Below are 26,675 nucleotides of genomic sequence, written 5' to 3' on the forward strand. Positions count from 1 at the left end.
CCTTGGAGTTCCGGATGCCCGACATCGCGATCGTCCCTGCCCCGCGTGAACTCACCGTCGACGAAGGCCAGTGGGTGAGCGGGGATCCCGCCGGCGAAGCCATCCGGGACGTGGTCGAGAACCTCGGCGAGACCGAGTACCGGATCGACGTGACCGCGGACGGTGCCCGCCTGTCGGCCGGCTCGGAGGACGCGCTCCGGCACGCGGAGTCGACGTACGCGCAACTGCTGGACGCCGCCGAGCCGGCCGCGGACGGCAAGGTCGCGGTGCCGGCGGTGCGGATCGCCGACGCGCCACGGTTCGCCTGGCGGGGCATGATGCTGGACGTCGCCCGGCACTTCATGCCGAAGGAGTTCGTGCTCAAGGTCATCGACGTGCTCGCCCTGCACCGGCTCAACACGCTGCACTTCCACCTGACCGACGACCAGGGCTGGCGGGTCGAGATCGAGGCCTACCCGCGGCTGACCGAGATCGGCGCGTGGCGGGACGAGACCATGGTCGGAAAGATGTCGCGCGGCCAGAAGGACTTCGAGTACGACGGGCAGCGGCACGGCGGCTTCTACACCAAGGACGACCTGCGCGAGATCGTCGCGTACGCCGCCGAGCGCGGCATCACCGTGGTCCCGGAGATCGACCTGCCGGGCCACATGCAGGCCGCGATCGCGGCGTACCCGGAGCTCGGCAACAACCCGGACACCCAGCTGACCGTCCGTCAGTACTGGGGCATCAGCGACGACGTACTGAACGTGAACGACGCGACCGTCGAGTTCGTCAAGACCGTGCTGCGCGAGGTGCTGGAGATCTTCCCCAGTCCGTACATCCACCTCGGCGGCGACGAGTGCCCGTCGGTGCAGTGGGGCGTCTCGGAGGAGGCGCAGAAGCGGCAGGCCGAGCTCGGGCTGACCGAGCCGGGGCAGTTGCAGGGCTGGTTCACCGAGCAGGTCGCGTCGGTGCTGGCCGAGGAGGGCCGCCGGCTGGTCGGCTGGGACGAGATGGTCGAGACCGACTGCCCGAAGGACGCGGTCATCATGGCGTGGCGGAGCGCTCAGCGCGGTGAGGTCGCGGTGAAGGCCGGCCACCAGACCGTGATGGCGCCGTGCGAGTCGGTGTACTTCGACTACTACCAGGGCGACCCGGCGACCGAGCCGCTCGCGATCGGCAACTTCATCCCGCTGGAGAAGGTCTACGACTTCGAGGTGATCCCGGCCTCGCTCACCGAGGAGGAGGCGGCCCTGATCGTCGGCACCCAGTGCCAGATCTGGACCGAGTACATGCCGGACGAGCAGCAGGTCGGCTACATGCTCCTGCCGCGCCTGTCCGCTTTCGCCGAACGCGCCTGGGGCTCCCCGCGGACGTCGTCGTACGACGAATTCCTCACCCGCCTCCGCCCCCACCTGGCCCGCATCGAGCGCATCGGCGTGAACTACCGTCCTCTCGACTGAGGTCGCAGGTGCTTCTGCTTCAGTTGCTGACGGGAGAACAAAATCTCCGTAAGCGCTGTGGGCAGGGGTAGACGGACCGGGCCCCGATGGCGACGATGAAGCGTCGGGGATCCCAGGTCGGGAGCGGGAGGGACCATGACCGCGGTGGGACCGCTGGACGCGATGTTCCTGCTCGGTGAGAGCCGTGAGCAGCCCATGCACGTCGGCGGGTTGATGGTGTTCGAGCTGCCTGAGGGCGCCGGACGGGACCACGTGTTCCCGGAAGGGTCTCGGGACTACCTGTCGCAGCTGTACCACGACATGGTCGCGGCGCCGGCGGTGAATCCACTGTTCGCCCGGCGGGTGCGGAACCGGGCGCTCGACCTCGGCTACTGGTCGTGGGAGCAGGACGACGACATCGACCTCGAGTACCACGTGCGGCTGTCCGCACTGGCGCGTCCGGGACGGTTCCGCGAACTGTTCGAGCTGACCAGCCGCCTGCACGGGACACTGCTGGACCGGCATAGGCCGCTGTGGGAGATGCACCTCATCGAGGGCGTCGAGGGCCGGCGATTCGCTCTCTACAGCAAGATCCACCACTCGCTGCTGGACGGCGTCACCGCCCTCCGCTGGATGCAGGACACCCTCACCACCAGCCCCGGCACAACTGGCATGCCCGCCACCTTCGCCCTCCCGGCGTCTGCTCCGGGGGCGATCCCGTCAACCGGGTTGTTGACAGCGGTCGGTCGCCTGCCAGTCAACACCGTCAGGGTGTTGGCTGATCTTGCCGGTCTTACGCCTGTCGGGTTGAAGAGTTTGCTCCGGACTGTGCAGGCGGAGCATTCCTCGGTCGCGTTCCAGGCGCCGCGGACGATCCTCAACCAGCCGATCACCGGAGCGCGCCGGTTCGCGGCGCAGTCGTGGCCGATCGAACGGTTGGAGAAAGTCCGCGCGATCACCGGGGCGACGCTGAACGACGTGATGCTGGCGATGTGTTCAGGTGCCTTGCGCAACTATCTGCTCGAGCTGAACGCCCTTCCGGACAAGGCGTTGACGGCGATGGTGCCGGTCTCCCTGCGCGGCGAGGCGGACGCGCCCGGCGGCGGTAACGCGCTGAGCACCTTGATTGCCGACCTCGCCACCGACGAGGCGGACCCCGAACAGCGGATCCGCCGCATCATCGCCTCGACCACGTATGCCAAAGGCGTGCTGTCCGAGCTCAGTCCGTTGCAGCGACTGCTGGTCGGCGCTCTCGGGTTCGGCGTCGCCGGTCCCGCGGCGGTTCTCCCCGGCGTGGCCGGCCGTACGACGCCGCCGTACAACGTCGTCATCTCGAACGTGCCCGGCCCGGCCGAGAGCCCGCTGTACTGGAACCGGTCGCGCCTGCTCGGCATGTATCCGGCCAGCATCGTGCTCAACGGCCAGGCGCTCAACATCAGCGTCACCAGCTACGACCACCAGTTGCACTTCGGCCTGACCGGCTGCCGCCGGACTGTCCCGCACCTGCAACGGCTGCTGACGCAGCTCGAGGTCTCACTCGCCGACCTCGAGAACATCCACTAAAGCAAGGCGTCCATCTGGCTGACGCCCTGTTCCAATCCGGTGTCCATCCCTATCTGGATGAGTTGGTCCATCTGCTCGCGGGTGCCGAAGGCGGCCCGCAGTTCCATCCGGGTGCCGTCGTCGTACGCGCCGAGGTGCAGATGCGTGGTGGTCGCCGGCATCCCCGCGGCCGGGTTGCCCTCGGAGTCGGCGAACGAGTCGACGAACTCCATCGCCGCGGGCGGGTCGACGGCGACGATCTGCCAGCGGCCGTGGAACTTCTCGCCTTCCGGGCTGGTCATGTAGTAGAACACCTCGCCACCCGGCGTCAGGTCGTGCTCGATCACCGTCGCCGGGTACGTCGGCGGGCCCCACCACCGCTCGAGTTTCCGCGGGTCCGCCCACAGCTCCCACACCTGCTCCACAGTCGCGGCGAAATCCGCGATCAGGGTCAGGGTCAGTGCGTCGAAGTCCTTGTCAACGCTCGTGACACTCATGTGTTGTCCCTTCGCTCCGGTGTGCTCTCGGTCAGCAGGTCCGTCATCCGGTCCACGCGACCACGCCAGATCGCCTCGAGTTGGTCGAGAGCGTCCCGGGCCCGCCGTACGGCGTCCATTTCACTGCGCACCAGCTGCTCGCGCCCCCTGCGTTCCTTGGTCACCAGCCCGGCCCGCTCCAGTACCGCGACGTGCTTCTGCACCGCCGCAAAACTCATCGGATACGCCTCGGCCAACCGCGACACGGACGCCTCTTCCACCAGACACCGCCGCACGATGTCGCGCCGCGTCGAATCCGCCAACGCCGCCAGCAACCCGTCGACGACACCACCATCTACAACCATTTGGTTGTACGTTAGCCCGGCGACAAACCCCGGTCAACCACAAGCCGCGGATGGTGCTAGAGGCGGACGACGCCGTTGGGAGTCTGGAAGACGGCGGCTACCAGGCCGGGCTGGCCGTTGGGGCCGACCCAGGCGACGTCCAGGTCGTCGAGGAGGTGGTCGGCGGGGTGGCCGATCCAGTCGGTGACTCGGTGGGGGTCGCCGGCGATTTCCAGCGCAGTGAGTCTGACGCCCTTGCCGCCGACCGACGGGTGCTCGGTGAGGTCGTCCCAGTGCACGAAGAACGGCAGTTGCGGGTCGGCGATCAGGCCCTTCACGCCGATCTGCCGCCAGGTTAGGTTCACCCCGTCAGGGCGGTGCCGGTTGCCGGGCGCCGCCTCGCGGCCGAGGCGCTGCTCCATCCGGGCCATGTCGCGGACCGCCACCACCCAGCCGAGCCAGCCGCCGCCCAGCTCCTTGCGGGCACGGACCGCCTGGCCGAACGGCGCCTTGTCCGAGGCCGGGTGGTCGAGCACGTCGACGACCTCGATGTACCGATCGTTCTCCAACGGCAGGATGTGGTTCACCGTGCCGAAGCGCGGGTGCACACCGCCGTCCACGAACTCCGCCCCCAGTTGCGCGGACAACCGCTCGAGCGTGGCCTTGCAGCCGTCAGGGCCGCACGCGTACGACAGATGATCCAGACGCATGCCAGTCATTGTGTCCCCACCCACCGACACTCGTGGTCCCCGGGGTGTGTCGGGGCCACGTTCTAAGCTCTGCACCATGCGTACGGTCGTCATCGGAGGAACTGGCCACATCGGTACTTACCTGGTCCCGGAGCTCGTGCGGCTCGGGCATCAAGTGACCGTGCTCAGTCGTGGCGAACGGTCGCCGTACCAGAGCGATGGCGGCTGGAAACAGGTCGAGTTGGTCCAGGTCGACCGCGCCGCGGAAGATGCCGCAGGCACCTTCGGTGAGCGCGTGGCCGGGCTCGAGCCGGACCTCGTGATCGACCTGATCTGCTTCACCGAAGACAGTGCGAAGCAGCTCGTCGAGGCCGTGCACGGGAAGGTCCAGCACCTCCTGCACTGCGGCACGATCTGGGTGCACGGGCCGAGCATGACCGTGCCGACCACGGAGGACGCGCCGCGCCGGCCGTTCGGTGACTACGGCATCCAGAAGGCGGCGATCGAGCGCTATCTGCTCGACCAGTCCCGCCGTACCGGCCTGCCCGCCACGATCATCCACCCCGGCCACATCTGCGGTCCCGGCTGGGCTCCGATCACACCAGCCGCCACCTTCAACCTCGAGGTGTACGAGAAGCTCGCCCACGGCCACGACCTGCTGCTGCCGAACCTCGGCCTGGAGACGATCAACCCGGTGCACGCCGACGACGTGGCCGGCATCTTCCTGGCCGCGATCGCCAGCCGCTCGACCGCGATCGGCGAGAGCTTCCACGTGGTCGCGAGCGATGCGGTGACGCTGCGCGGCTACGCCCACGCGGTCGCCGACTGGTTCGGCCAGGAGGCCCGGCTCGGCTTCCTGCCGATCGGCCAACTGCGCGAGCAACTGTCGGAGCGGGACGCGGGAGCCATGTGGGACCACGTCGCGCACAGCCCGAACTGCTCGATGGCGAAGGCCGCCAGACTGCTCGGCTTCCGCCCGCGCTACTCGGCGATCGAGGCTGCCCTGTCCGGCATCGAGTGGCTCGTCGACAACGGCAAGATCACTTAGACGCCGGGTGGGGCAGCAACGGCCGGGCTGCTTCCAGATGCTGCCGGCACAGATCCGCGAGTACGTCGTACGCCTTGTGGCCCATCAAAGTCTGGAGCTCGACCCGGCTGGACTCGAAGACCGCCTCGACGGCGATGTGCGCCTCGGTGTTGCCGGTGCAGTACCAGTCCAGGTCGTGTCCACCCGGTCCCCAGCCACGCCGGTCGTACTCGCCGATGCCGACCTCGGTGTACGTCGTACCGTCCGGGCGCTCCACCTCGCGGAAGGTCCGGCGGATCGGCAACTGCCAGCAGACGTCCGGCTTGGTCTCGACGAAGTGCACGCCCTTCTTCAGCGCCAGCCCGTGCAGCGCACAACCGCCGCCACCGGCGAAGCCCGGCCGGTTCAGGAAGATGCAGGCACCCTCCCAGACGCGGGTCTTGCGGTCGCCGTCGTCGTCGGTCTCGACCCAGCCGTTCTTCCGGCCCTCCTTGCGGAACTGCCAGTCGTCCTTGGTCAGCTCCTTGACGTACTGCTTGACCCGCTTCTCGTCGTCATCGTCGGAGAAGTGTGCTCCGAGGGTGCAGCAGCCGTCGTTCGGCCGGCCCTTGTAGATGCCGCGGCAGCCACCGCCGAAGATGCAGGTCCAGTTGGAGGTCAGCCAGGTCAGGTCGCAACGGAACACCTGGTCGGGATCGTCGGGGTCGATGAACTCGACCCAGGCACGGGGGAAATCGAGAGAAACCTCAGGCACCTGGAAAGCGTACGCGCCCCGGCGCACAGACAGTGAATGCAGACGCCGACGCGCGGTACTCCCGCAGTCCAGTAGCGTGTTGGTATGCGGCTCGGCGTACTCGACGTGGGATCCAACACCGTCCATCTCCTGGTGGTGGACGCGCATCGTGGTGCCGCACCGTACCCGGCGTACTCGCACAAGACCGAGCTGCGGCTGGCCGAGCACCTGGACAAGGACGGGAAGATCGCCCAGTCCGGGTCCGACGGATTGGTGTCGTTCGTGAAGGAAGCCGCCGAACTGGCCGAGGACAAGGGTTGCGAGTCGGTGCTCGCGTTCGCCACGTCCGCGCTGCGGGAGGCGCCCAACGGCGACAAGGTGCTGGACCGGGTCCGCGCCGAGACCGAGGTCGACCTGCAGGTGCTCAGCGGCGAGGACGAGGCCCGGCTGACGTTCCTGGCGGTACGTCGTTGGTTCGGCTGGTCGTCCGGCCGCCTGGCGGTGTTCGACATCGGCGGCGGTTCGCTGGAGATCGCTGCCGGGTCGGACGAGGAGCCGACCGTGGCGGTGTCCGTGCCGCTCGGGGCCGGTCGGCTGACCCGGGAGGGTCTGTCCCAGGACCCGCCGGGCAAGGATGAGGTCAGGGCACTGCGCAAGCGGATCCGGATGGAGATGGCCGCTGTGGCCGGGCCCGTACTGCGGGCAGGCAAGCCGCAGCGGTCGGTAGCGACCAGCAAGACGTTCCGGTCGCTGGCGCGGATCTGCGGTGCGGCGCCGTCCGACGACGGGCCGTACGTGTCGCGCGCGCTCAGCCGCGACGATCTGGCCGAGTGGACGCCGAAGCTGACCAAGATGGCCGCGGCCGAGCGGGCCGAACTGCCGGGGGTCTCGATCGGCCGCTCGTCGCAGCTGGTCGCCGGGGCGCTCGTTGCCGACGCCGTGATGGATCTGTTCAACCTGCCCTCCCTCGAAGTGTGCCCGTGGGCGCTGCGGGAAGGTGTCATCCTGTCCCGGCTCGACCAGTTGCAACCGCGGTGAACCAGATGAACCCCAGTACGACCGCCAAGATCGGCCTGTCCACGGCCTCCGTCTACCCCGAGTCGACCGCCAGCGGGTTCGAGCTGGCCGCCCGGCTCGGGTACGACGGCGTCGAGGTGATGGTCGGCATCGACCCACTGAGCACCCAGATCGACGCGATCTCGCGGCTGGTCGACTACCACCAGTTGCCGGTGCTCGCGATCCACGCACCCTGCCTGCTGATCACCCAGCGGGTCTGGGGGACCGATCCGTGGGGCAAGCTCGAGCGCAGCGCCGAGGCAGCGAAGGATCTGGGCGCCGACGTGGTCGTCGTCCATCCGCCGTTCCGCTGGCAGCGGGACTACGCGCGCGGGTTCGTCGAGGGGATCGCCCGGCTCGAAGCCGAGACCGGCGTCGTCTTCGCGGTCGAGAACATGTACCCGTGGCGCGCGCCCGGCAAGGGCCTGCAGGCGTACGCGCCGAGCTGGGACCCGACCGAGCAGGACTACGCGCACACCACTCTGGACCTGTCGCACTCGTCGACCGCCGAGCAGGACTGCGTCGAGCTGGCCGCGACGATGGGCCGGAGCCTCACCCACATCCACCTGACCGACGGGACCGGCTCCGCCAAGGACGAGCACCTGGTGCCCGGCCGCGGCACCCAACGGGCCGCGGACCTGCTGGCCGGCCTGGCGAACCAGGACTTCCGCGGCCACATCATCATCGAGATCAACACCCGCCGCGCGACCAGCCGGTCCGAGCGCGAGGTCGACCTGGTCGAGTCGCTCGACTTCACCCGCAAGCACTTCGTCCGGACGTCGCGCCGGTCGTCGTTCGCGGTCACTCCCCAGGGCGAGATCTCGGAGCTCACGTCGTGAACGCCCGCGGCGGATCCGGCGGTACGGCGGAGTCCGGCGCGGCCCGTACGACGACCACCGGGCGGGCGGGGCGCCGTCCCGGCGGCCCGGACACCCGCGGCGAAATCCTCCGCGCGGCCCGGGAATCTTTTGCGGACAAGGGCTTCACGGCGACCTCCATCCGCGCGATCGCCCGGGAGGCCGCGGTGGACGCGGCTCTGGTGCACCACTACTTCGACAGCAAGGACGAGCTGTTCATCGAGGCGATGGCCATCCCGGTCGACCCGCGCCGGATCGCCGCGCGGATCATCGACGGTCCGCGCGACGAACTCGGCCGCCGGATCGCGACCGCGTTCCTCGGCGTCTGGGAATCGGCCGAAGGTCAGCAGCGCATGAAGGCGATCGTTCGCAGTGTGGTGAGCAGCGACGAGGTGGCCCGGATCATGCGCGAGGGCATCACCCGGATGATCATTCAGCCGGTCTCCAAGATGCTCGACGTACCCGACGCGCAGCTTCGCGTCACGCTGGTCGCGACGCAGCTCATCGGGCTCGCGATGGCGCGCTACCTGATCGAGCTCGAGCCGGTCGCGTCCGTCGACCTTGCCACCTTGATCGACCGGCTCGGGCCTGTCCTGCAACTTCACCTGACCGGTTGATGCAGATCCCGACGGACCGCGAGATCGAGACCTTACATCGCGAGCACGCGCCTACCCGCGACGCCTTCGAGTCCGTGTACGACCACTGCCGGATCGTCTGTCAGCTCGCCTCGCAGTACCTCCTGTCGCTGGACGTCGACGCCGATCTGGTCCGCGCCGGAGCGCTTCTGCACGACATCGGCGTCTACCGTCTCTACACGGCTGGTGTGCTCGACACAGCGGACTATGTGCGGCACGGCGTACTCGGGCACGACTTGCTGGCGGGTCTCGGGTTTGCGGAGACGATCAGCCGGTTCTGCTCCCGTCACAGCGGGGTCGGCATCACGCGGGACGACGTACTGCGGCAATGCCTGCCGATCCCGGCGGCCGACTACGTGGCGGAGACGCGGGAGGAGGAGCTGGTCATGTACGCCGACAAGTTCCACAGCAAGCGGACTCCACCGGTGTTCGTGAGCGGCGCGTCGTACGTGATCGCCGTCCGCCGGTGGGGTGAGGACAAGGCGATCGCGTTCGCCGACCTGAGGCACCGCTACGGCGATCCGGAGCTGGCGTCGCTGAGTGCGGCCACCGGATACGCGGTGATCTGAGGGAGCCCTGGTTGTTGCCAAGCGTGTGGTTCCGCGCTAAATTCATCACATGATGAAAAATGCGGTGGGCTGCCGGGACGTCGTGGTGGTGCGCGGCGACCGGGAGGTCCTGCACGGGGTCGGGTTCGACCTCCGGACCGGGACGGTGACCGGGCTGCTCGGTCCCTCCGGCTGCGGCAAGACGACGCTGATCCGCGCGATCGTCGGTCTCCAGGCCAAGGTCACCGGCGAGGTCTCCGTCCTCGGGCTGCCCGCCGGCGCGCCCAAGCTGCGCGGCCGGATCGGGTACGTCACCCAGGAGCCCAGCGTCTATGGGGATCTGAGCGTGACCGAGAACGTTCGCTTCTTCGCCGCGGTGCTGGGGGTCCCGGCCGACGACGTGGGCCGGGTCATCGACGCGGTCGATCTGCGGTCGCATGCCGACGTACGCGTCGATCGGTTGTCCGGTGGGCAACGGTCGCGGGCGTCGCTTGCCGCCGCACTCCTCGGCGACCCCGAGCTCCTCGTCCTCGACGAACCGACCGTCGGCCTGGATCCCGTTCTCCGACGGGATCTCTGGGACCTCTTCCACCGGCTCGCCGATGCCGGCGCGACCCTGCTCGTCTCGAGTCATGTGATGGACGAGGCTTCGCGTTGTGATCGCCTTCTGTTGATGCGCGACGGTGAACTGCTCGCCGACGACACCCCGCAAGCCCTGCTCGAATCGGTCGGCACCGACGACATCGAGCAGGCGTTCCTCACCCTGATCGAGCAGAAGGCAGGTGCGCGATGACGCCCCGGGTCACTTTCGCCGTCGCCGCCCGGGTGCTCGCCCAGTTGCGCCGCGACCACCGCACGGTGGCGATGCTGATCGTGCTGCCGGCGCTGCTGGTCAGCCTGATGTGGTGGATGTTCATCGACTCACCCACCACCTTCGACCGCGTCGGCGGGCCGCTGCTGGCGGTGTTCCCCGCGATCATCATGTTCATCGTGACCTCGGTGGCGACGCTGCGGGAGCGCTCCAGCGGCACGTTGGCGCGGCTGTTCACGATGCCGATGGCGAAGGTGGACTTCCTGCTCGGCTACGCGTTGGCGTTCGCCCTGATCGCGGTTGTCCAGGCCCTCGTGGTGGTGTCGATCGCGCTTTACGCCCTCGACCTGAGCATCGAGGGTGCCGCCTGGCAGCTCGGAGTCGTCGCGGTTCTCGACGGCGTGCTCGGTAGTGCGCTCGGCCTGTTCGCGAGCGCGTTCGCGGCGACCGAGTTCCAGGCGGTCCAGATGATGCCGGCCGTCATGATCCCGCAGATCCTGCTCTGCGGACTCCTCCTCCCACGCGACCAACTGCCGAGCGTGCTGCACGCCGTCAGCGACGTACTGCCCCTGTCGTACGCCGTCGACGCCGTCACCGGAGTTGCCCAAGGCAACGGCTTCGGCGCCGGCGCAGGCACCGACGCCCTGGTGGTCACCGCCTTCATCCTCGCCGCCCTGGCCCTGGGCGCCGCAACCCTGAAACGCCGCACCGCCTGAGGAGTACACCCAGTGGTCGTCGTTCCTCAGCCTCCGGTCATCCGGCGAGGTGGGAGACGTTGTGCCAGGCGGGGTCCTCGGTGACCTCGACGGAGACCTGGCCGTGGGGCCAGCCGGTGGTGGCGGCCTGGAGTTGAGCGCCGGCGGGAGTGGTGCCGTCGGCGTAGTAGTGGAGGGTCCGGGTCCCGGCTGAGGTCTCGTGGGCGATCAGATTGCCGGAGCCACCGAGGCGGTCGGTCAGATGGTCTTCGAAGTGGCGCAGTTCATCCAGCATCTCCGACTCCGGCAGCCCGTCGTCGCGCACCACGGGGTAGCGGATCGAGACCGCGACGTGAGTGTCGAGGTGCGGCCTCCGGATGGACCGCAACGGGTACTCCGCCGTGGCGATCAACCGATGCCCGTCACGCGTCCCCTCGAGCATCTTCCACGCCGGACTCCCGTCCTCCAGGGTGTGATCAGCGGCGAACGCGGCAACCGCGGGCAGCAGCGTCTCGATCGGCACAGCGTCCGCCGGCGCCTCGACCAACGTGTCGATCGCCCCGACCCAGGTCTCCACCATCTCCTCGCCCAGCACGAGATCGAGCATCAGGAACGTCACCCGCCGCTGCACATCCACCGGCAGTTCGGGAAACGCCGGATGATGTACGCCGACATGGATCGCCGACGAATCCGGCTCCATCGAAACCACGGCCTCGTCGATCGGGATCGGCGGCAGCCCGTCGAACCTGATCGTGAACGCAGGCCCCGGCCGCCGCAGGTCGGCGTACTCCCAGGTCCGGTCCGACGGCGGCGCGGCCCGCAGCCAGCGTCGCGCGACAGCACGGCGGCTCGGGTTCCCGGCCGCCGTGACGATCAGTACGTGCTCGGCGTGCAACCCAGGACCGAGCTCCCACTCCAGATCCGGATCGATCCGCGCGATCAGATCGGTCAGTACGTCGCTCAGGTCCGCCGGCACCTGGCGTGCGATCGCATCGGCCACCAGCGCCGCACCGGATTCGCTCCACCAGGACCAGAACGCGCCGATCGGGTCGGCCTCCACGGCAGTCCGCTTGCGACGCTTGAAGATGGGCATGGACGCATCCTCTCCCGGTCATGGGTGCGTCCGGCCGTGATTCCGGGATGGCGACGTACTGTCACCGACCCGGCGTCAGCAGTGACCGGTGACCGAACCAGTGACCCCGGTGGTGTGGTGCCTGCCACACGATTCGCGAGCCTCAGGTTCAGCCGCGTAGCCTGCTGACACCACTGGCAGATGGGGCCGGGTGGGTCGATGAGGAGGAACACGTAGTGCTTCGGCGAGTCCTGCTGGGCATGTCCCGCAGCCCCCAGATCAAGAAGGCGGTTTCGTCGCTCCCGGTGTCCAGTGGCATCGTCGCGCGCTTCGTCGCCGGTGAGACCGCGCCGGAGGCCGTGCTGGCCACCGAGAAGCTGGTCAGCAACGGCCTGAACGTCACCCTCGACCACCTCGGCGAGGACGTCACCGACCTGGCCGCGGCGACCGCGACCGCGGACGCGTACCTCGACGTACTCCGCAAACTGGCCGAAGCCGGCCTGACCAAGAACGCCGAGGTCTCGGTCAAGCTGTCCGCGGTCGGCCAGGCGCTGCCGGGCGACGGCGAGAAGATCGCGCTCGAGAACGCGCGGACGATCTGCCTCGCGGCCCGCAACGCCGGTACGACGGTCACCCTCGACATGGAGGACCACACCACCACCGACTCCACGCTGGGCATCCTGCGCGAGCTGCGCCAGGATTTCCCGGAGACCGGTGCGGTGCTGCAGGCGTACCTGCGCCGGACCGAGGGCGACTGCCGCGACCTCGCCCACGCCGGCTCCCGGGTCCGGTTGTGCAAGGGCGCCTACAAGGAGCCCGAGTCGGTGGCGTACCAGGACAAGCGCGGCGTGGACAAGGCGTACGTCCGGGCGATGAAGATCCTGATGAACGGCGCCGGCTACCCGATGATCGCGTCGCACGACCCGCGGCTGATCGCGATCGCCGGCTCGCTCGCCGACCGCGCCAACCGGCAGCCGGGCAGCTACGAGTACCAGATGCTGTTCGGCATCCGCCCCGAGGAGCAGCTCCGCCTGTCCGGCCTCGGCCACACGATGCGCATCTACATCCCGTACGGCGAGGACTGGTACGGCTACCTGGTCCGCCGCCTGGCCGAGCGTCCCGCCAACCTCCAGTTCTTCGCCCGCTCCCTGATCAGCAAGAAGTAACCGGCTGGTGGGCGCTCGGGTCCCCGGGCGGCCCGGATCAGTAGTGTGTTGGCCATGATTAGTCAGGTGGCCATTCTCGGGGCCGGTGTGATGGGGGAGACGTTGCTGTCCGGGCTGATTCGGGCCGGGCGGCGACCGCAGGAGCTCCTGATCACCGAGCGCCGGGAGGAGCGTGCCGCCGAGCTGCGGGAGCGGTACGGCGTCGACGTGGTGACCAACGTGGACGCGGCGGCCAAGGCTGACACCCTGGTACTGGTGGTGAAGCCGCAGGACATGGCGGATCTGCTCGCCGAGATCGCCCCCGCTGTCCGGGCGTCGCAGACCGTGGTGTCGCTGGCCGCCGGGATCACCACCGGGTTCATCGAGTCCCGGCTGCCTGAGGGTGTGGCCGTGGTGCGCGTCATGCCGAACACGCCGGCGCTGGTCGACGAGGGCATGGCGGCGATCTCCCGTGGTGCGCACTGCGACGAGAGCCATCTGGAGTTGGCGGAGGGCCTGTTGGCCGCGACGGGACGGGTGATCCGGGTGCCGGAGAAGCAGCAGGATGCGGTGACCGCGATCTCCGGGTCCGGACCGGCGTACCTCTTCTTCGTCGTCGAGGCGATGATCGAGGCCGGCGTGCACATGGGTCTGCCGCGTGGGACCGCTACGGAGCTCGTCGTACAGACCGTGGTGGGCTCGGCGAAGCTGCTGCGGGAGACCGGCGAGCACCCGACCGTACTGCGCGAGCGGGTGACGTCTCCGGGTGGTACGACGGCCGCCGCCGTCCGCGAACTGGAGGACCACAAGGTCCGCGCCGCGTTCCTGTCCGCGATCGAGGCCGCGCGCAACCGTTCGCGCGCGTTGGCCGCCGAGTAACACCTCTGCTACCGGTGGCGTTATTGTTGGCGCCGCAGTTTCCTGCCGTGTTCAAGGGATGAGTCGACTATGGTCCCGCCCATGAGTAATCGTTCGGAGCAGGAGAGCCCCGAACAGGTGAGCCCTGCCCCCGTGCGCGCGGTTCAGGTCCCGGACCTGCCGTGGCGGGTGCCGCTGGATCCGGCGCCGTGGTGGGCGTGGGCGCTGTTCGTCGCGCCGTTCGTCGTCGTGCCCGCGCTGAACTCCTGGCTGTGGATGGGCGCCCGCGACATGCTCGCGGTCGGGCTGCTCACGATCATCGGGGCGTCGGTGGTGCGCGTCGCCGGCGGCGTCGTCCTCTACCGCGTCGAGCTCACCGCGACCGCTCTGCGCGCCCGCACCAGCATGCTGGTCCGCAGCCTCGCCTGGCAGGACGTCGACACGATCGAGGTCGGCGACGACAACGTCGTACTCACCCGCGGCCAGGACGAGAGCGAGATCAACGGCATCCCCCGCGACCGCACCGCCGAGGTAGGCGCCGTCATGGAAGCCATCCGCCACGAGGCCGCCGGCACCCCCACCCACCACCACCGCCCCCGCCCGGGCATCGGCACCCTCCTCGTCCTCACCTACCTCATCCTCTCCATAGGCGCCTTCCTCCTCCGCTGGCACCTCGTCTAGCCGGTCGCCTCCCGCCGCAGATACACACCCACTCCTCACCCCTCCGCAGCTCCCGAACAGTTGCCACAGGCACGTGTTCCGCCCTGCGGACAGGATCTGGGGACCGCGGACAAGAAATGCGCTGTCCGTGGTCACCACAACGTGTCCGCGGTCCGCACAACCATCAGACGTTGCTAATGCTTTCCCCAGGGGCCTTCGCCGGTGGTGGATTCGACTGTGATGCGGGCGATCATGCCGGTGTGCCAGATGCCTTCGCCGAAAGGGAATTCGGGGACGTTCAGGTAGCGCTGGGACATCCGGTCCATCAGGGCTTTGTAGTCGGCGGGGATGTCGGGGCCTTCGAGCTTGGCGGTGCCGCGGATGACGAGGTACTGCGTGATGCCGCGGGAGCTGACGCGATCGTCCTGGATGACGAGCGTGACGCGGGGATCGCGGTGCAGGTTGCGGGTCTTGCGGTGGGGTTGCTGGATGCCGAGCAGTACCTCGTCGCCGTCGCGTTCGGCCCAGACGAGGGCGGCCTGGGGTGAGCCGTCGGGGTCGATGGTGATGACTGTGGCGTCCTTGGGCTCGGTGAAGAGCCGGTGTGCGCTTTCGGGAAGACCGTTCATGGACAGAGACGCTAGGCACCGCCGTGGGAACCTCTGGGTACCCTGACGCCCGTGGACGGTTTGGATCCGGGGAGCGTGTTTCTCGCCGACTGCCCGGCCCGGCTCGCAGTCGAGGTGATCGCGGACAAGTGGGCCGTGGTGGTCCTGTGGGGCCTGAACGACGGCCCGCGACGCCACACTGAGTTGATCACACTGATCGGCGGCATCTCCAAGAAGGTGCTCACCCAGACACTGCGCCGGCTGCAGACGAACGGCCTGGTCACCCGCGAGAACTTCGGCGGCGTCCCGCCCCGCGTGGAGTACGAACTGACCGCGCTCGGCCGCACCCTGATGGGTCCGATCCGGATGCTCACCCTGTGGGCGGAGGAGAACGGCGAAGCAGTCCTGGACGCCCAGGAGCGAACATAGATACCCACGAGAGAACATAGGGGCATGGATTTCTCTTTGTGGCCCGCGGCCAACCGGACCTGGCAGGAAGTGCTCGACGGAGCGGAGTACGCCGAACGGACCGGCTGGCACGGTGTCTGGATCGCCGACCATTTCATGCAGAACGGTGACGACCTGTCCGTACCGGTCAACGAGTGTCTGGCCCTGATCGCGGGCGTCGCCGCCCGCACCGAGCGGGTGCGCGTCGGCTCGATGGTGGTCGGCAACACCTACCGCCATCCCGCCGTCGTCGCGAACCAGGCGGCGACCATCGACCAGATGAGCAACGGCCGGTTCGTGCTCGGGATCGGGGCCGGCTGGCAGGTGAACGAGCACGAGGTGTACGGGATCGAGCTGCCGCCGGTGCGGGAGCGGCTGGCCCGGTTCGAGGAGGCCTGCCAGGTGATCAAAGGCCTGATCAGCCAGGATCGCACCACCTTCGACGGCACCTACTACCAGCTCACCGGTGCCCCGCTGGAGCCGAAGCCGGCCAACCTGCCGATCATGATCGGCGCCGCCGGCGAGAAGGTTGCCCTGGGCATCGTTGCCCGGTACGCCGACGAGTGGAACCACTGGGGCGGCCCGGAACTCGCCGCCCACAAGGGGAAGGTCTTCGCCGAGCACTGCGAGCGCCTCGGCCGGGACCCCCAGTCGGTACGCCGTTCCGCCCAGACGATGCTGGAGGTCGTCGTACCGGGGGACACCGAGGCGGCCGAGCGCAAGGAGCGACTGGAGAGCCGCGGCGGGCACGTGATCATGGGTTCGGCCCAGGAGGTGCTCGACACCGTCGCGCAGTACCCGGCGGCCGGGATCGACGAGGTCCTCGTCCCGGACTCGATGCTCGGCGCCGGCAACCGCCGCTTCGACGCCCTGGAACGCCTCCGCGAAGAAGTCTTCGCCAAGATCTGACCCCGCGCGACCTCTCGTGGGCTGACCCACGAGCCGATGGGTTGGCCTATCGCACGCGGTGGGTGAACCCGCCGTCTGGTGGGTCAGCCCACGGGCCGGTTGGCCCCGCGACGGCTCTGGTGGGTCAGCCCACGAGCCGATGGGTTGGCCTATCGCACGCGGTGGGTGAACCCGCCGTCTGGTGGGTCAGCCCACGGGCCGGTTGGCCCCGCGACGGCTCTGGTGGGTCAGCCAATCAGGCAGGGCGGGACGGGGCGAGGGCAGGAGTGGAGGGGCGGGGGACGGTCAGAGGGACAGCGTGGCCATGAGGGGCCAGTGGTCGCTGGGCAGCCGTCCGCCGGGGCGGTAGTGGGAGACGGCTGCCTCGTCCACGGTCCACCCGGCGCTGACCAGGATGTGGTCGATCCGGTCGTCGTCCTCCGCGCCGGTGAAGTCGTGCCAGCTCCCACCGGTCGCGATCGGTACGGCGTTCCGCAGGCCGGCCTCGGTCAGCACCTTCAAGGCCGGCGAGTCCGGCGTCGCGTTCAGGTCGCCCATCACGATCCACGGCAGCGCACCGGTCGTCCACCGGGCGATCAGCCGCGAGGACTGGAGTTGGGCGACCTCGCCGGCGTGGTCGTAGTGCGCGTTCGCCACGCCGACCGTCGTACCGTTGCGGTGGCGCAGCCAGACCAGCGTCGCGATCCGGGTCAGCTGCGCGTCCCAGCCGACGGATCCCGGCGTGTTCGGGTCGTCGGACAGCCAGCGAGTCTCGTGCTTGTCGACCCGCCAGTCACCCGGCCGGACCATGACGGTGCAACGTTCGCCCGCGTCCATCCCGTCGTCGCGGCCGACGCCGACGATCTCGTACCGCGGGAAGCGCCAGAGCAGGTACTCGAGCTGGTCGGGCAGCACTTCCTGCAGCCCGACCACGTCCGCGTCGAGGTGTTCGATCGCCGCCACCGTCGCATCCCTGCGGACCGGCCAGGCGTTGTCGCCGTCCGGTGCTGAGGAGTTGCGGATGTTGAAGGTGGCGGCGCGAAGCTTCATGGAGCAGATCCTGCCAAACCCATCGCGCGCTCCGCCGCCCGGAGCCGGGGCAGGCTCGCTTCCAGCGCCCGGTCGCGGCCTTGCGCGAGCAGCTCGTCGATCGCGCCGGGGTCGGTCGTCAGCCGGGCGTACTCCTTCTGCAGCGGCTCGAGCACGGCCAGCACCGCGTCCGCGACGTCGCGCTTCAGCTCGCCGTACGACGAGTACGCCGTCGCCAGCTGCACCGGGTCGCCGTCGGTGCAGGCGGCCAGGACGTCGAGCAGGTTGGTGATCCCGGGTTTCGCGGCCTCGTCGTGGCGAACCTCGTTGTCGGAGTCCGTCACGGCCCGCATGATCTGGCGCCGGATCACGTCCGGCGGGTCCAGCAGCCGGATCGTCCCGACCGCGTCGTCGGCCTCGGACTTGCTCATCTTCTTCGTCGGGTCGGCCAGATCCTTGACCCGGGTCGCGTACGCCGCCTTGGCCAGCTGCGGTACGACGAACGTCTCGCCGTACTCGCGGTTGAACCGGATCGCCACGTCACGAGCCAGCTCCACGTGCTGGGACTGGTCGCCGCCCACGGGGACCCGGTCGGCGCCGTACAGCAGGATGTCCGCGGCCATCAGGCACGGGTAGGTGAACAGTGAGGCCCGCGTCATCGGCCGGCCCTTGCCCTTCTCCTTGTACTGGATCATCCGGGACAGCTCGCCGACGTACGACGTGCATTCGAGCAGGTACGCGAGCTGTGCGTGGGTGTTGACGTCGGACTGGACGAACACCGTGCCCGGTGCGGTGCCGGTCGCGAGCATCAGGGTCGCGAACTCCCGGGTCAGCGCGGCGAGCCGTCTGGGGTCGTGTCTGGTCGTCATCGCGTGCAGGTTCGCGACGAAGTAGAACCCCTCGGGGTCAGTGAACCGGCGCAGTGCGCCGAGGTGGTTGCCCAGCGTCAGACGGCCGGACGGGGTGATGCCGGAAAGCGTGGTCATGTCGATGCCCTTTCGGTGCGTGGATGCCTCACCGAGGGCATCAAAAAAGGCCGCCTCGGCGAGGCGGCCTCTTGGATGCGTGTGAACGCTGGGGACCGCCCTAGACGGCCCACCACAGCTGCAAGTTCGTGTTCACATCATCAGCATAACCGATCGACGGCCCGGTCACTTGGCGGCCGGCAGCGGCGCCACCAGGGACTGGACGGTCAGCTCGTTGCGGGCGTCCTGGCCGAGCGTGATCGAGGTGTGCACGCCGTCGCGCAGGTAGGAGCTGATCCGGCTCGGCTTGGCGGCCAGGTACTCGGCCCAGCGGATGATCCGCAGGTTCGGGTACTTCTTCTGGGCGTCGGACAACTGCAGGTTGACCCAGGCGGAGTTGCGCTGGTCGGCCATCTGCACCGCCGCGGTCTTGGACCACCGGGTGGCGTGCACGTTGACCCAGTACACGTACCGGTTCGTGCCGGCCAGCTTCATCGCCCGGTCGACCTGGGCGGCGAACTTGGGCGGGTCGAAGATGTCGTTGCTGCCGGCCGCCATCAGGATCCGGCGCGGCAGGCCGTACGCCGTCGCCCACTGGACCATCGCGTCGACGGCACCGGACGTCGGCCGCCCGGACCAGTTGTGCACCGCCATCTGGCTTCCGTCGCGGCCGATCAGCCGGGTCGCCAGCGTCTTCCCGTCCTGGACGGCGATGCTGTCGCCGAACATGAAGACCCCGTTGGTCGCGAGCACCCGCTTGATCTGGGTCTCGGTCGAGATCGCCTTGCTCATGGCTCGCCAGGCCCCGAGGTCACCGGAGCCGTACGGGCCGCCGAAGGCGGCTTCAGTCGATGTCGCAGTCGAGACAGCCACCGTCGAAACAGCAACCACGGCCCCCGCCGTAAAGATCTGCCGCCGATTGGGTCTCGCCGAGTTCATGGCGTTCCGCACGGGATGGAACAGTGAGGCCTAGACCGCCTCGAGTGCAACCCTCCGTGACCGAATCGCGGCCTGAATTGCAGGTTCCTGCAATTCTTGTAACACCTTGCAGTGTTTGCGCGATGAAGCCCATGCCTGGCACCAGCACGATCGGGACGGGCGAGCGCGGCCTTGGAGGGGTGCCGCGCCCGCCCGTTTCCGCTGTCGGCTCAGCCGGAACCGTTGGCCAGTTCCTCGATGATGGGCCTGGCCACCGCCATCAGCTCCTCGGGTGACGCGTCCAGTCCGTCCAGCCTGACCAGGTGCCGCCCGATCACGAGCCCGAGCGTCAACGCTCCGATCACCCCCGAGCGCAGTACGGCGTCCTCACCCGGCAACTGCTCGGCGATCTGTCGTTGCTGTCCTGTCATCGCCGCCCGGACCTCCGCGGCCGCTTCCGGATGACTGAACATCGCCCGCATCGCCGCCAGCGCGGCTGCCGGTTCGTCGGCCAGTTTGGCGGTCAGAGCAGCCGTCAGCATCCCGGCGATCTCCTCGGGCGAACCCGTGATCGGACCGTCCGGGGGAATGGTCGCGGCCTGGGCGAACAGCTTGTCCTTGGACCCGAAGTACCGCATCACCAGGCCGGCGTCGCTCCCGGCCGCCTCGGCGACAGCGCGGATCGTGGTCCGGTCGTACCCGTTCTCGCCGAACAACTGCCGCGCCGCCGCCAGGATCCGCTCTTCGGTCCGCCGTCGCTGCTCCATCCTGGTCGTCACGCCGCTCAGTCTACGCATGTTGACTCAGTCGCCGAACCCGCCTAGATTTCAGTCAACACACGTAGACTGAAAGGGCTTGATCATGACACTGGCGATCGTGCTGAGCTTCCTGGCCGGGCTGATGGGGACCAACGGGATCCCGCACTTCGTCCTCGGCATCACCGCCCGGGAGTACCCGAACCTGACCGGCAACTCGCCGGTCCGCAACGCGGTCGGCGGCGTAGGCGCGTTCGTCATCGCCGGGCTGCTCACCTTCTGGGCGCATGTGGGCGATCATCCGCTGGCGGCAGCAGTCGCAGCCGTCGTGGGTGTGCTGCTGATGTCCGTGTTCCACGCGCGTGGTGGTGCTTACCGGCTGAACGCCAGATTCGGGAAACCAGTGCCCGTGAAGTGACGGCTAAGGTCGGAGGCATGAGCGGTGAGGCGATGCTGGTCTTCGACGAGGGTCTGACGGCGTACGACTTCGGGCGCGGGCATCCGATGAGTCCGATCCGGGTGGAATTGACGATGCACCTGGCGCAGGCGCTCGGCGTACTCGACGAACTCAAGGTCGTTCCGCCTCCGACGGCTGACGACGCGCTGTTGCAGACCGTGCACACGGCCGACTACATCGCCGCGGTCAAGCGCGCCGGGGAGCACCCGGACGTGCCGGATCTGGAGCACGGACTCGGCACGGACGACACCTACTGCTTTCCGGGGATGCACGACGTCTCCGCACGCATCGTCGGCGCGAGCGTGGAGGCGGCGCGGGCCGTCTGGGAGGGCGAGGTCCGGCACGCCGCGAACATCTCTGGCGGTCTGCACCACGCGATGCCCGACCGCGCCAGCGGCTTCTGCGTCTACAACGATCCGGCCGTCGCCATCCAGTGGCTGCTCGATCACGGTGCCGAGAGGGTCGCGTACGTCGACGTCGACGTGCACCACGGGGACGGCGTACAAGAGGTGTTCTACAACGATCCGCGAGTGTTGACCGTGAGTCTGCACGAGTCGCCGACCACGCTCTTTCCGGGCACCGGCAGCGCCGGGGAGACCGGTGGACCTGACGCGGAAGGTACTGCGGTCAACATCCCGTTGCCGCCCGGGACCGGGGACGCCGGCTGGCTGCGGGCGTTCCACGCGATCGTTCCGGACGTGGTGAAGGCGTTCCGGCCGCAGGTCCTGGTGACCCAGCACGGGTGTGACTCGCATGTCGAGGATCCCCTGGCTCACTTGACGAAGACGGTCGACGGGCAGCGCGCGGCGTACCTGGCGTTGCACGACCTGGCGCACGAGCTCACGGACGGGAAGTGGATCGCCACCGGTGGTGGTGGGTACGCGATCATCGACGTCGTACCGCGGGCCTGGACTCACCTGCTGGCGATCGTCGCGGGGAACCCGATCGACCCGCAGACCCCGGTGCCCGAAACGTGGCGCGAAGAGGTCCGGATCCGGTTCCAGCGGGTCGCGCCGATGCGGATGACCGACGGCCAGGACGCGTCGTACACGGACTGGTCGACCGGTTACAACCCGGACACCTGGCTGGACCGATCGATCAAGGCGACCCGCGACGTCAGCTTCCCGCTGCTGGGCCTCGACCCCACCTACTAGGTCGTCACACGAGTCCCCCTCTTTCCCATTCGTACCAACAGCCACTACGCTCGTTGCATGCACGGACGGAGGTGCCGGAGGGGAAGCCGGCGCACGATCCGTGCTGGAAGTGCGGTGCGCAATGGCATCAAAGAAGTCCGGTGGTGAGCAGCCGCTCGCCGAGGTGAAGTTCCTGACCGTGGCGGAGGTCGCCACGGCCATGCGCGTGTCCAAGATGACGGTGTACCGCCTGGTGCACTCCGGTGAGCTGCCCGCGGTGCGGGTGGGTCGTTCGTTCCGGGTGTCCGAGGATGCCGTGCACGACTACCTCAAGGGCGCCTTCTTCCAGGCCGGATAACCACGAGAAGAGCAAGCGGTCGGATCCCTCGGGACCGGCCGCTTCGCTATGTCCGGGATACGTCGACTGCCTGTCTCAGCGCTTGAGCAAGACTCTGATCGCGGTGGTGACCTCTGCGGGGGACTCCTCGGCCATGAAGTGACCGGCGGTCGTGGTCTGGTGGTGAAGGTCGGGAGCCCACGCTTGCCAGAGCGCCGCGGCGTCGAAGCCGAGTGCGGCTCCCCAGTCCTGCTGGATCACCGTCACCGGCATGCGCAGCTTGTTGCCCTGGGCAAGATCTTCCTGGTCGTGGGTGACGTCGATCGCTGCCGAGGCACGGTAGTCCGCGACGATCGACGGCACCGCGGCCCGGCATGCGTCCAGATAGGTGGCCCGGACATCGGGCGGGATCGCGGTGGGATCGTTCGCCCACAGGTCGAGGAAATGGCCGAAGAACGTGTCCGGGCGGGCTGCGATCAGCTCCTCAGGTAGTCCGGGTGGCTGCGCCATCAGGTAGAGGTGGAAGCCGACGGCGGCGCTCGTTCCGCGCATCACGTCCCACATGTCGAGGGTGGGCAGCACGTCCAGGCACATCAGCTGGGTGATCGTGTCCGGGTGGTCGAGGCCGGCGCGGAACGCGACCAGAGCGCCGCGATCGTGCCCGGCCAGGGCGAACTGACTGTGTCCGAGGTTCCGCGCCACGGCCACGATGTCCGCGGCCATCACTCGTTTCGCGTACCCGTCGGCCGGCTTGTCGCTCTCGCCGTAGCCGCGGAGATCGGGACAGATAACGGTGTGGTCGGCGGCCAGGTCGGTGGCGACGTGCCGCCACATCAGATGGGTCTGGGGGAACCCGTGCAGGAGGACGATCGGCGTACCGGAACCGCCGACGGCGACGTTGAGTTTCACGTCACCGGTGCCGGAGCTGCGGTGGTAGTCGAAGCCGTTGATCTTCATGCCGGCCAGGATCGCGCGCGCGGATGAGCAGTGGATGAGCGCTACGGTGGCCGGGTGGACTTCGGGGTGCTCGGGCCGGTGGTGGCCTGGGATGATTCCGGGCGGCCGGTGGGTCTGAAAGGGCCGCGGCATCGGGCCGTGCTGGCGCGGTTGATCGTTGCGCGCGGGCGCGTCGTACCGGCGACTGTCCTGGTGGACGACCTCTGGGTGGATCCGCCGGAGGGTGCGTTGAGCGCGGTGCGGACGTTCGTCGCGGCGTTGCGGCGGGCGCTGGAACCGGAGCGGGCGCCGCGGTCGCCGGCTCGGCTGCTGGTGACCGATGGTCCGGGCTATGCGTTGCGGACGGATGCTGTTGACGCGTGGCGGTTCGAAGCGGCTGTCGGTGCGGCGTTGCCGGCCGGGGAGTTGGTGCCGGAGCTGACGAAGGCGCTGGAGCTGTGGCGAGGTCCGGCGTACGCCGAGTTTGCTGATGAGGGATGGGCTCAGGGCGAACGGTCGCGGTTGACGGAGTTGCGACTGCGGGCGGTGGAGCGGTTGGGGGAGGCGCGGCTGGCGCTAGGGCTTGCTGCTGAGGCTGTGCCTGAGCTGGATGCGCATGTGACCGAGCATCCGTGGCGTGAGGACGCGTGGCGGTTGCTGGCGCTCGCTCTGTACCGGACTGGTCGGCAGGGCGACGCTCTCGCCGTACTGCGTCGGGCTCGGGCGATGCTGGTCGGTCAGCTCGGGGTGGATCCCGGTCGGGCGCTCGGTGGGTTGGAGACCGACATCCTCAACCAGGCCGCGCACCTGGAGCCGGTGGCGGCCGGACATGTCTGGGCCGATGCTGCTGCGGCGTACGACCGGGCCGTTGGGGGCACTCGGGCTCGGCTGGAGTCGACGGTGGGACTGCTCCGGAATCTCGCCGTCACCGGTGGTGGCGGTCTCGAGGCCGCCCGTCGGCACCGTCTCGCGGCGGTTGCAGCGGCTGAGGAGCTGGGCGATGCCGATCTCACCGCGCGAGTCATCGGGGCGTACGACGTACCGGCGATCTGGACGCGGTCGGACGATGAGTCCCACGCTGCGGCGATTGTGGCGGCGGCGGAGCGGGTGTTGCCTACGCAGGAGCATCCGGGGGTGCGGGCGCGGTTGCTGACGACGATTGCGCTCGAGTCGCGTGGTTCGCTGGATCCGCGGGTGCGAGAGGCGGCGCTCGAGGCTGAGTCGATCGCGCGGGGCCTGGATGATCCTGTTTTGCTGGCGTTTGCGCTGAATGGCGTCGTCCTGCAGACGTGCTATCGCGCTGGCCTCTCCCGCGACCGCGATGCGATCGGTGCTGAGCTGGTTGAGCTGTCCCGACGCCATGGCCTCTTTACCTATGAGGTTCTGGGCCATCTCATCCGGCTGCAGTCGTCCTGCGCTGTGGCGGACTATGCGGCCGCCGACCACCATGCCGAAGCTGCTGACGAGTTGGCCGCCCGGCACGAGTTGCCGCTGGTCGCCGTCTTCACTCGGTGGTACTCCGCCCTCCGCGAAGACACTCCCGATGCTTACCGCGAGGCCAGCGCCCTCCTCGACAACGCGTCCATGCCAGGTCTCCAGTCCGGCCTGCTCCCACTAGCTCTGGCCTGCTACACCATCCGGCACGACCAGCCGGTCCTCGAAGCCGACTATGGTCCCCACAGGCCGTGGGTCCGTCCGCTCGTGCTGCTGTCGCAGAACCGTCCCGCCGAAGCAGCCGAGGCGCTCGACCACATCCCCGACCCACCACCTGGCCTACTCCTGGAAGCCCACTGGGGCCTCATTGCCGCAGCGGCCAAGATCCTCAACCACCAGCAACCGCTGGCACGTGCCCGAGCCGCTCTGGCTCCAGCCGCGACAGAACAAGCAGGAGCCGGGTCCGGCCTACTAACCCTCGGACCTGTTGCCAGCTACCTCTAGTGTCCACACCACGTAGGCCATCTCGGCAGGCTACCCGTCAACGGTTGAAGGCGGACTCGAGTCGGGCGAGGAGGATGTCGGCGCCGTGCTGGACACGGGCGACGAGTTGCGGGCCGTGCCGTCCGGCCAGAACCTCGGCCCGGACCTCGGTGACGATCGATCGCTGGACACCGACCAAGGCGTTGGCAATCGCCCACGACTCCATCCGTCCCGTTCCCTCCGAGCGCAGCAGGGTGGCGAGTGCGTCGGTAGTGGCGGCGACGATCTCGCGCTCGCGGGCCTGCAGCGACGGACTGCCGGCCACGACCCGGGCGGCGGTGGTGATCAGGTCGACCGCGCCCGGGTCGGCGGCGTGCGCGACGTTCGCGATCGTGAACCGGCGGAACGCGCCGATCGCCGACTCTCCGGCCGGGCGGTCGCTGACCGCAGCCAGCGTCGTCGCCTGGAACTGTTCCAGTCCGCCACCGAAGAACAGATCGTCCTTGGTCGGGAAGTAGTTGAAGACTGTTGCCTCGGACACCTGGGCGGCCCGGGCCACGTCGACCACGGTGACCGCGTCGAACCCGTGCGCGACGAACAACTCGCGCGCCGCCGCCGCGATCCGCTCCCGCGTCTCCCGCTTCTTCCGCGCCCGCAGTCCGTCCGCGTCCTTCACACGGTCAGGGTAGTGGCTCTAGAGTGACCGTAAATATAGGGTCACCCTAAGAATTCGGAGGCACAACATGTCGGCGGCCGGGATTGCGGAGGCGGGCGAGTGAAGGTCAGTGTGACGGTGACGGATCACGCCTGGGCGGATGGCGTGGACGGGCTGCGGCGGATCGCGTCGATCGCGGACGAGGGTGGGCTGGACACGATCTGGGTGCCGGATCATCTGTTCCAGGCCGACCCGACGAGTCATCCGCAGGCCGAGTTGTACGAGGCGATCACGATGCTCGGGTTCCTGGCCGCGACGACCAGCCGGGCGCGGCTCGGGATGCTCGTGTCGCCGGTGCCGTTCCGGCCGCCCGCCGTTCAGGTGAAGGCGATCGCGACGCTGGACGCGCTCACCCGTGGGCGGGCGTGGTTCGGGGTCGGGATCGGGTGGGAAGGCGATGAGGCGCGGGCGATGGGGATCCCGCTCGGGCCCACCAAGGATCGGTTCGAGCAACTCGAGGAGTTGCTGGACATCGCGGACCGCATGTTCGCCGGCGACAGTTCGCCGTACCAGGGCAAGCATTTCCAGCTCGAGGGACCGATCTGCAGCCCGCGGCCGGAACGGCGTCCGCCGGTGCTGATCGGTGGAACGGGTGAACAGAAGACGCTGCGGATGGTGGCGCAGCGGGCCGATGCCTGCAACCTCTTCGACCTGCCCGACGCAGGTACGACGGTGCGCCACAAGCTCGACGTACTCCGCGCGCACTGCGACGAACTCGGCCGCGGGTACGACGAGATCGCGAAGACACTGTCGACCCGGCTCACCCCGGACGACACTGTCGGCACCTTCGTTGAACGTTGCCGCGAGCAAGCGTCATGGGGTATCGATCACGCGATCGTGATCCGTACCGGACCCTGGACGCCGGAGTCGGTCGGGATCCTCACCGCAGCGGTGCCGGAGGTCGCGGGGCTGTGACTCCCAGGAAGCTCCCAGCTTCCTCTCAGAACGATCGCAGTACCGGCCCTGAGGATGGAATCACAGCCGAATCCATGACCTCCAGG

At 68.7% G+C, this 26,675-nt stretch carries 31 protein-coding genes; 19 read left to right on the forward strand and 12 right to left on the reverse strand.

All coding sequences use genetic code 11. From position 1 onward, the window contains the following. The first annotated feature begins 14 nt into the window (after positions 1-14). Positions 15-1,442 carry a beta-N-acetylhexosaminidase gene (locus tag OG817_RS41580; RefSeq protein WP_406050500.1) on the forward strand — a complete coding sequence of 476 codons (1,428 nt, stop codon included), beginning with the start codon at positions 15-17 and terminating at the stop codon, positions 1,440-1,442. 135 nt (positions 1,443-1,577) lie between these two features. Next, positions 1,578-2,984, forward strand: coding sequence for a WS/DGAT/MGAT family O-acyltransferase (locus OG817_RS41585; RefSeq protein WP_406050501.1), 1,407 nt, complete (start codon positions 1,578-1,580; stop codon positions 2,982-2,984). On the opposite strand, the gene OG817_RS41590 is transcribed toward OG817_RS41585, so the two are convergent. The 3 genes from OG817_RS41590 to OG817_RS41600 are packed head-to-tail and all read right to left on the reverse strand — an operon-like array spanning position 2,981 to position 4,493. Beyond that, positions 2,981-3,460 (reverse strand): SRPBCC domain-containing protein, encoded by a 480-nt coding sequence (locus OG817_RS41590; protein WP_406050502.1) that lies wholly within the window; start codon positions 3,458-3,460, stop codon positions 2,981-2,983. The two genes, OG817_RS41585 and OG817_RS41590, sit on opposite strands and share 4 nt — an antisense overlap. Continuing rightward, a complete protein-coding gene (locus OG817_RS41595; RefSeq protein ID WP_406050503.1) occupies positions 3,457-3,804 on the reverse strand; it encodes an ArsR/SmtB family transcription factor in 348 nt (115 codons plus the stop codon). Before OG817_RS41595 ends, OG817_RS41590 begins: the two co-directional genes overlap by 4 nt. Before the next feature lie 56 nt (positions 3,805-3,860). Further along, on the reverse strand, positions 3,861-4,493 hold the full coding sequence (locus tag OG817_RS41600; RefSeq protein ID WP_396392582.1) for a VOC family protein: 633 nt from the start codon (positions 4,491-4,493) through the stop codon (positions 3,861-3,863). A gap of 76 nt (positions 4,494-4,569) precedes the next feature. On the opposite strand from OG817_RS41600, the gene OG817_RS41605 reads away from it, so the two are divergent. After that, a complete protein-coding gene (locus tag OG817_RS41605; RefSeq protein WP_406050505.1) occupies positions 4,570-5,520 on the forward strand; it encodes an NAD-dependent epimerase/dehydratase family protein in 951 nt (316 codons plus the stop codon). Here the strand turns inward: OG817_RS41605 and OG817_RS41610 are convergent. Next, a complete protein-coding gene (locus OG817_RS41610) occupies positions 5,513-6,253 on the reverse strand; it encodes a hypothetical protein (protein WP_396392580.1) in 741 nt (246 codons plus the stop codon). The two genes, OG817_RS41605 and OG817_RS41610, sit on opposite strands and share 8 nt — an antisense overlap. Positions 6,254-6,337: 84 nt before the next feature. Between OG817_RS41610 and OG817_RS41615 the strand changes: the two genes are divergently transcribed. Genes OG817_RS41615 through OG817_RS41640 form a run of 6 tightly spaced genes read left to right on the forward strand, consistent with a single transcriptional unit; the run spans position 6,338 to position 10,855 of the window. Then, positions 6,338-7,270, forward strand: a complete 933-nt coding sequence (locus OG817_RS41615) for a Ppx/GppA family phosphatase (protein WP_406050506.1) — start codon at positions 6,338-6,340, stop codon at positions 7,268-7,270. Positions 7,271-7,275: 5 nt separating this feature from the next. Beyond that, positions 7,276-8,127, forward strand: coding sequence for a sugar phosphate isomerase/epimerase family protein (locus tag OG817_RS41620; protein WP_360449739.1), 852 nt, complete (start codon positions 7,276-7,278; stop codon positions 8,125-8,127). Beyond that, the gene (locus OG817_RS41625; RefSeq protein WP_396392577.1) at positions 8,124-8,762 is read left to right on the forward strand and encodes a TetR family transcriptional regulator; all 639 of its coding nucleotides are present in this window, start codon (positions 8,124-8,126) and stop codon (positions 8,760-8,762) included. The genes OG817_RS41620 and OG817_RS41625 overlap by 4 nt, the downstream gene beginning before the upstream one ends. After that, positions 8,762-9,349 carry an HD domain-containing protein gene (locus tag OG817_RS41630; RefSeq protein ID WP_406050507.1) on the forward strand — a complete coding sequence of 196 codons (588 nt, stop codon included), beginning with the start codon at positions 8,762-8,764 and terminating at the stop codon, positions 9,347-9,349. Before OG817_RS41625 ends, OG817_RS41630 begins: the two co-directional genes overlap by 1 nt. 49 nt (positions 9,350-9,398) lie before the next feature. After that, on the forward strand, positions 9,399-10,121 hold the full coding sequence (locus tag OG817_RS41635) for an ABC transporter ATP-binding protein (RefSeq protein ID WP_406050508.1): 723 nt from the start codon (positions 9,399-9,401) through the stop codon (positions 10,119-10,121). Further along, the gene (locus OG817_RS41640) at positions 10,118-10,855 is read left to right on the forward strand and encodes an ABC transporter permease (protein ID WP_406050510.1); all 738 of its coding nucleotides are present in this window, start codon (positions 10,118-10,120) and stop codon (positions 10,853-10,855) included. The genes OG817_RS41635 and OG817_RS41640 overlap by 4 nt, the downstream gene beginning before the upstream one ends. A gap of 37 nt (positions 10,856-10,892) precedes the next feature. Here OG817_RS41640 and OG817_RS41645 read toward each other — a convergent pair whose 3' ends face one another. After that, positions 10,893-11,927, reverse strand: coding sequence for a DUF695 domain-containing protein (locus tag OG817_RS41645; RefSeq protein ID WP_396392571.1), 1,035 nt, complete (start codon positions 11,925-11,927; stop codon positions 10,893-10,895). Positions 11,928-12,142: 215 nt separating this feature from the next. On the opposite strand from OG817_RS41645, the gene OG817_RS41650 reads away from it, so the two are divergent. The 3 genes from OG817_RS41650 (at position 12,143) to OG817_RS41660 (ending at position 14,590) form a co-directional block, all read left to right on the forward strand. Then, complete coding sequence (locus OG817_RS41650; protein ID WP_406050512.1) at positions 12,143-13,072, forward strand: proline dehydrogenase family protein; 930 nt, start codon at positions 12,143-12,145, stop codon at positions 13,070-13,072. A 54-nt stretch (positions 13,073-13,126) separates the two neighbouring features. After that, positions 13,127-13,930, forward strand: coding sequence for a pyrroline-5-carboxylate reductase (gene proC / locus OG817_RS41655; RefSeq protein WP_406050513.1), 804 nt, complete (start codon positions 13,127-13,129; stop codon positions 13,928-13,930). Positions 13,931-14,011: 81 nt separating this feature from the next. Next, positions 14,012-14,590, forward strand: coding sequence for a hypothetical protein (locus tag OG817_RS41660; protein WP_406050515.1), 579 nt, complete (start codon positions 14,012-14,014; stop codon positions 14,588-14,590). A 173-nt stretch (positions 14,591-14,763) separates the two neighbouring features. Here the strand turns inward: OG817_RS41660 and OG817_RS41665 are convergent, their stop codons facing one another. After that, positions 14,764-15,198 carry a TIGR03618 family F420-dependent PPOX class oxidoreductase gene (locus tag OG817_RS41665; RefSeq protein WP_406050516.1) on the reverse strand — a complete coding sequence of 145 codons (435 nt, stop codon included), beginning with the start codon at positions 15,196-15,198 and terminating at the stop codon, positions 14,764-14,766. Positions 15,199-15,249: 51 nt separating this feature from the next. Between OG817_RS41665 and OG817_RS41670 the strand changes: the two genes are divergently transcribed. Next, entirely contained in the window at positions 15,250-15,606 is a 357-nt protein-coding gene (locus OG817_RS41670; protein ID WP_406050518.1) for a winged helix-turn-helix transcriptional regulator, read from the forward strand. Between the two features lie 24 nt (positions 15,607-15,630). Next, entirely contained in the window at positions 15,631-16,533 is a 903-nt protein-coding gene (locus tag OG817_RS41675; protein WP_406050520.1) for a TIGR03560 family F420-dependent LLM class oxidoreductase, read from the forward strand. A gap of 285 nt (positions 16,534-16,818) precedes the next feature. Here the strand turns inward: OG817_RS41675 and OG817_RS41680 are convergent, their stop codons facing one another. From OG817_RS41680 to OG817_RS41695, 4 genes are all read right to left on the reverse strand, one after another. Then, on the reverse strand, positions 16,819-17,562 hold the full coding sequence (locus tag OG817_RS41680; RefSeq protein WP_406050521.1) for an endonuclease/exonuclease/phosphatase family protein: 744 nt from the start codon (positions 17,560-17,562) through the stop codon (positions 16,819-16,821). Continuing rightward, the gene (gene trpS / locus OG817_RS41685; protein ID WP_406050522.1) at positions 17,559-18,527 is read right to left on the reverse strand and encodes a tryptophan--tRNA ligase; all 969 of its coding nucleotides are present in this window, start codon (positions 18,525-18,527) and stop codon (positions 17,559-17,561) included. The genes OG817_RS41680 and trpS overlap by 4 nt, the downstream gene beginning before the upstream one ends. A 165-nt stretch (positions 18,528-18,692) precedes the next feature. Further along, positions 18,693-19,379 (reverse strand): hypothetical protein, encoded by a 687-nt coding sequence (locus OG817_RS41690; protein WP_406050523.1) that lies wholly within the window; start codon positions 19,377-19,379, stop codon positions 18,693-18,695. Positions 19,380-19,654: 275 nt separating this feature from the next. After that, complete coding sequence (locus tag OG817_RS41695; protein ID WP_406050525.1) at positions 19,655-20,203, reverse strand: TetR/AcrR family transcriptional regulator; 549 nt, start codon at positions 20,201-20,203, stop codon at positions 19,655-19,657. A gap of 76 nt (positions 20,204-20,279) precedes the next feature. On the opposite strand from OG817_RS41695, the gene OG817_RS41700 reads away from it, so the two are divergent. From OG817_RS41700 to OG817_RS41710, 3 genes are all read left to right on the forward strand, one after another. Then, complete coding sequence (locus OG817_RS41700; protein WP_406050526.1) at positions 20,280-20,597, forward strand: hypothetical protein; 318 nt, start codon at positions 20,280-20,282, stop codon at positions 20,595-20,597. A gap of 17 nt (positions 20,598-20,614) precedes the next feature. Next, entirely contained in the window at positions 20,615-21,790 is a 1,176-nt protein-coding gene (locus OG817_RS41705; RefSeq protein WP_406050527.1) for an acetoin utilization protein AcuC, read from the forward strand. A 121-nt stretch (positions 21,791-21,911) separates the two neighbouring features. Beyond that, positions 21,912-22,127 carry a helix-turn-helix domain-containing protein gene (locus tag OG817_RS41710; RefSeq protein WP_012923942.1) on the forward strand — a complete coding sequence of 72 codons (216 nt, stop codon included), beginning with the start codon at positions 21,912-21,914 and terminating at the stop codon, positions 22,125-22,127. Positions 22,128-22,202: 75 nt separating this feature from the next. On the opposite strand, the gene OG817_RS41715 is transcribed toward OG817_RS41710, so the two are convergent. Next, positions 22,203-23,063: an alpha/beta fold hydrolase gene (locus OG817_RS41715; RefSeq protein WP_406050528.1), complete on the reverse strand. Its 861-nt coding sequence runs from the start codon at positions 23,061-23,063 to the stop codon at positions 22,203-22,205. A 30-nt stretch (positions 23,064-23,093) separates the two neighbouring features. Here OG817_RS41715 and OG817_RS41720 point away from each other — a divergent pair, with 30 nt between their 5' ends. Then, positions 23,094-24,980 carry a BTAD domain-containing putative transcriptional regulator gene (locus OG817_RS41720; protein ID WP_406050529.1) on the forward strand — a complete coding sequence of 629 codons (1,887 nt, stop codon included), beginning with the start codon at positions 23,094-23,096 and terminating at the stop codon, positions 24,978-24,980. Between the two features lie 37 nt (positions 24,981-25,017). Here OG817_RS41720 and OG817_RS41725 read toward each other — a convergent pair whose 3' ends face one another. After that, positions 25,018-25,635, reverse strand: a complete 618-nt coding sequence (locus OG817_RS41725) for a TetR/AcrR family transcriptional regulator (RefSeq protein ID WP_406050530.1) — start codon at positions 25,633-25,635, stop codon at positions 25,018-25,020. A 99-nt stretch (positions 25,636-25,734) separates the two neighbouring features. Between OG817_RS41725 and OG817_RS41730 the strand changes: the two genes are divergently transcribed. Next, a complete protein-coding gene (locus OG817_RS41730) occupies positions 25,735-26,589 on the forward strand; it encodes an LLM class flavin-dependent oxidoreductase (RefSeq protein WP_406050531.1) in 855 nt (284 codons plus the stop codon). Positions 26,590-26,675 lie beyond the last annotated feature (86 nt).

The sequence above is a fragment of the Kribbella sp. NBC_00889 genome (assembly GCF_045207705.1).
Lineage (GTDB): Bacteria > Actinomycetota > Actinomycetes > Propionibacteriales > Kribbellaceae > Kribbella.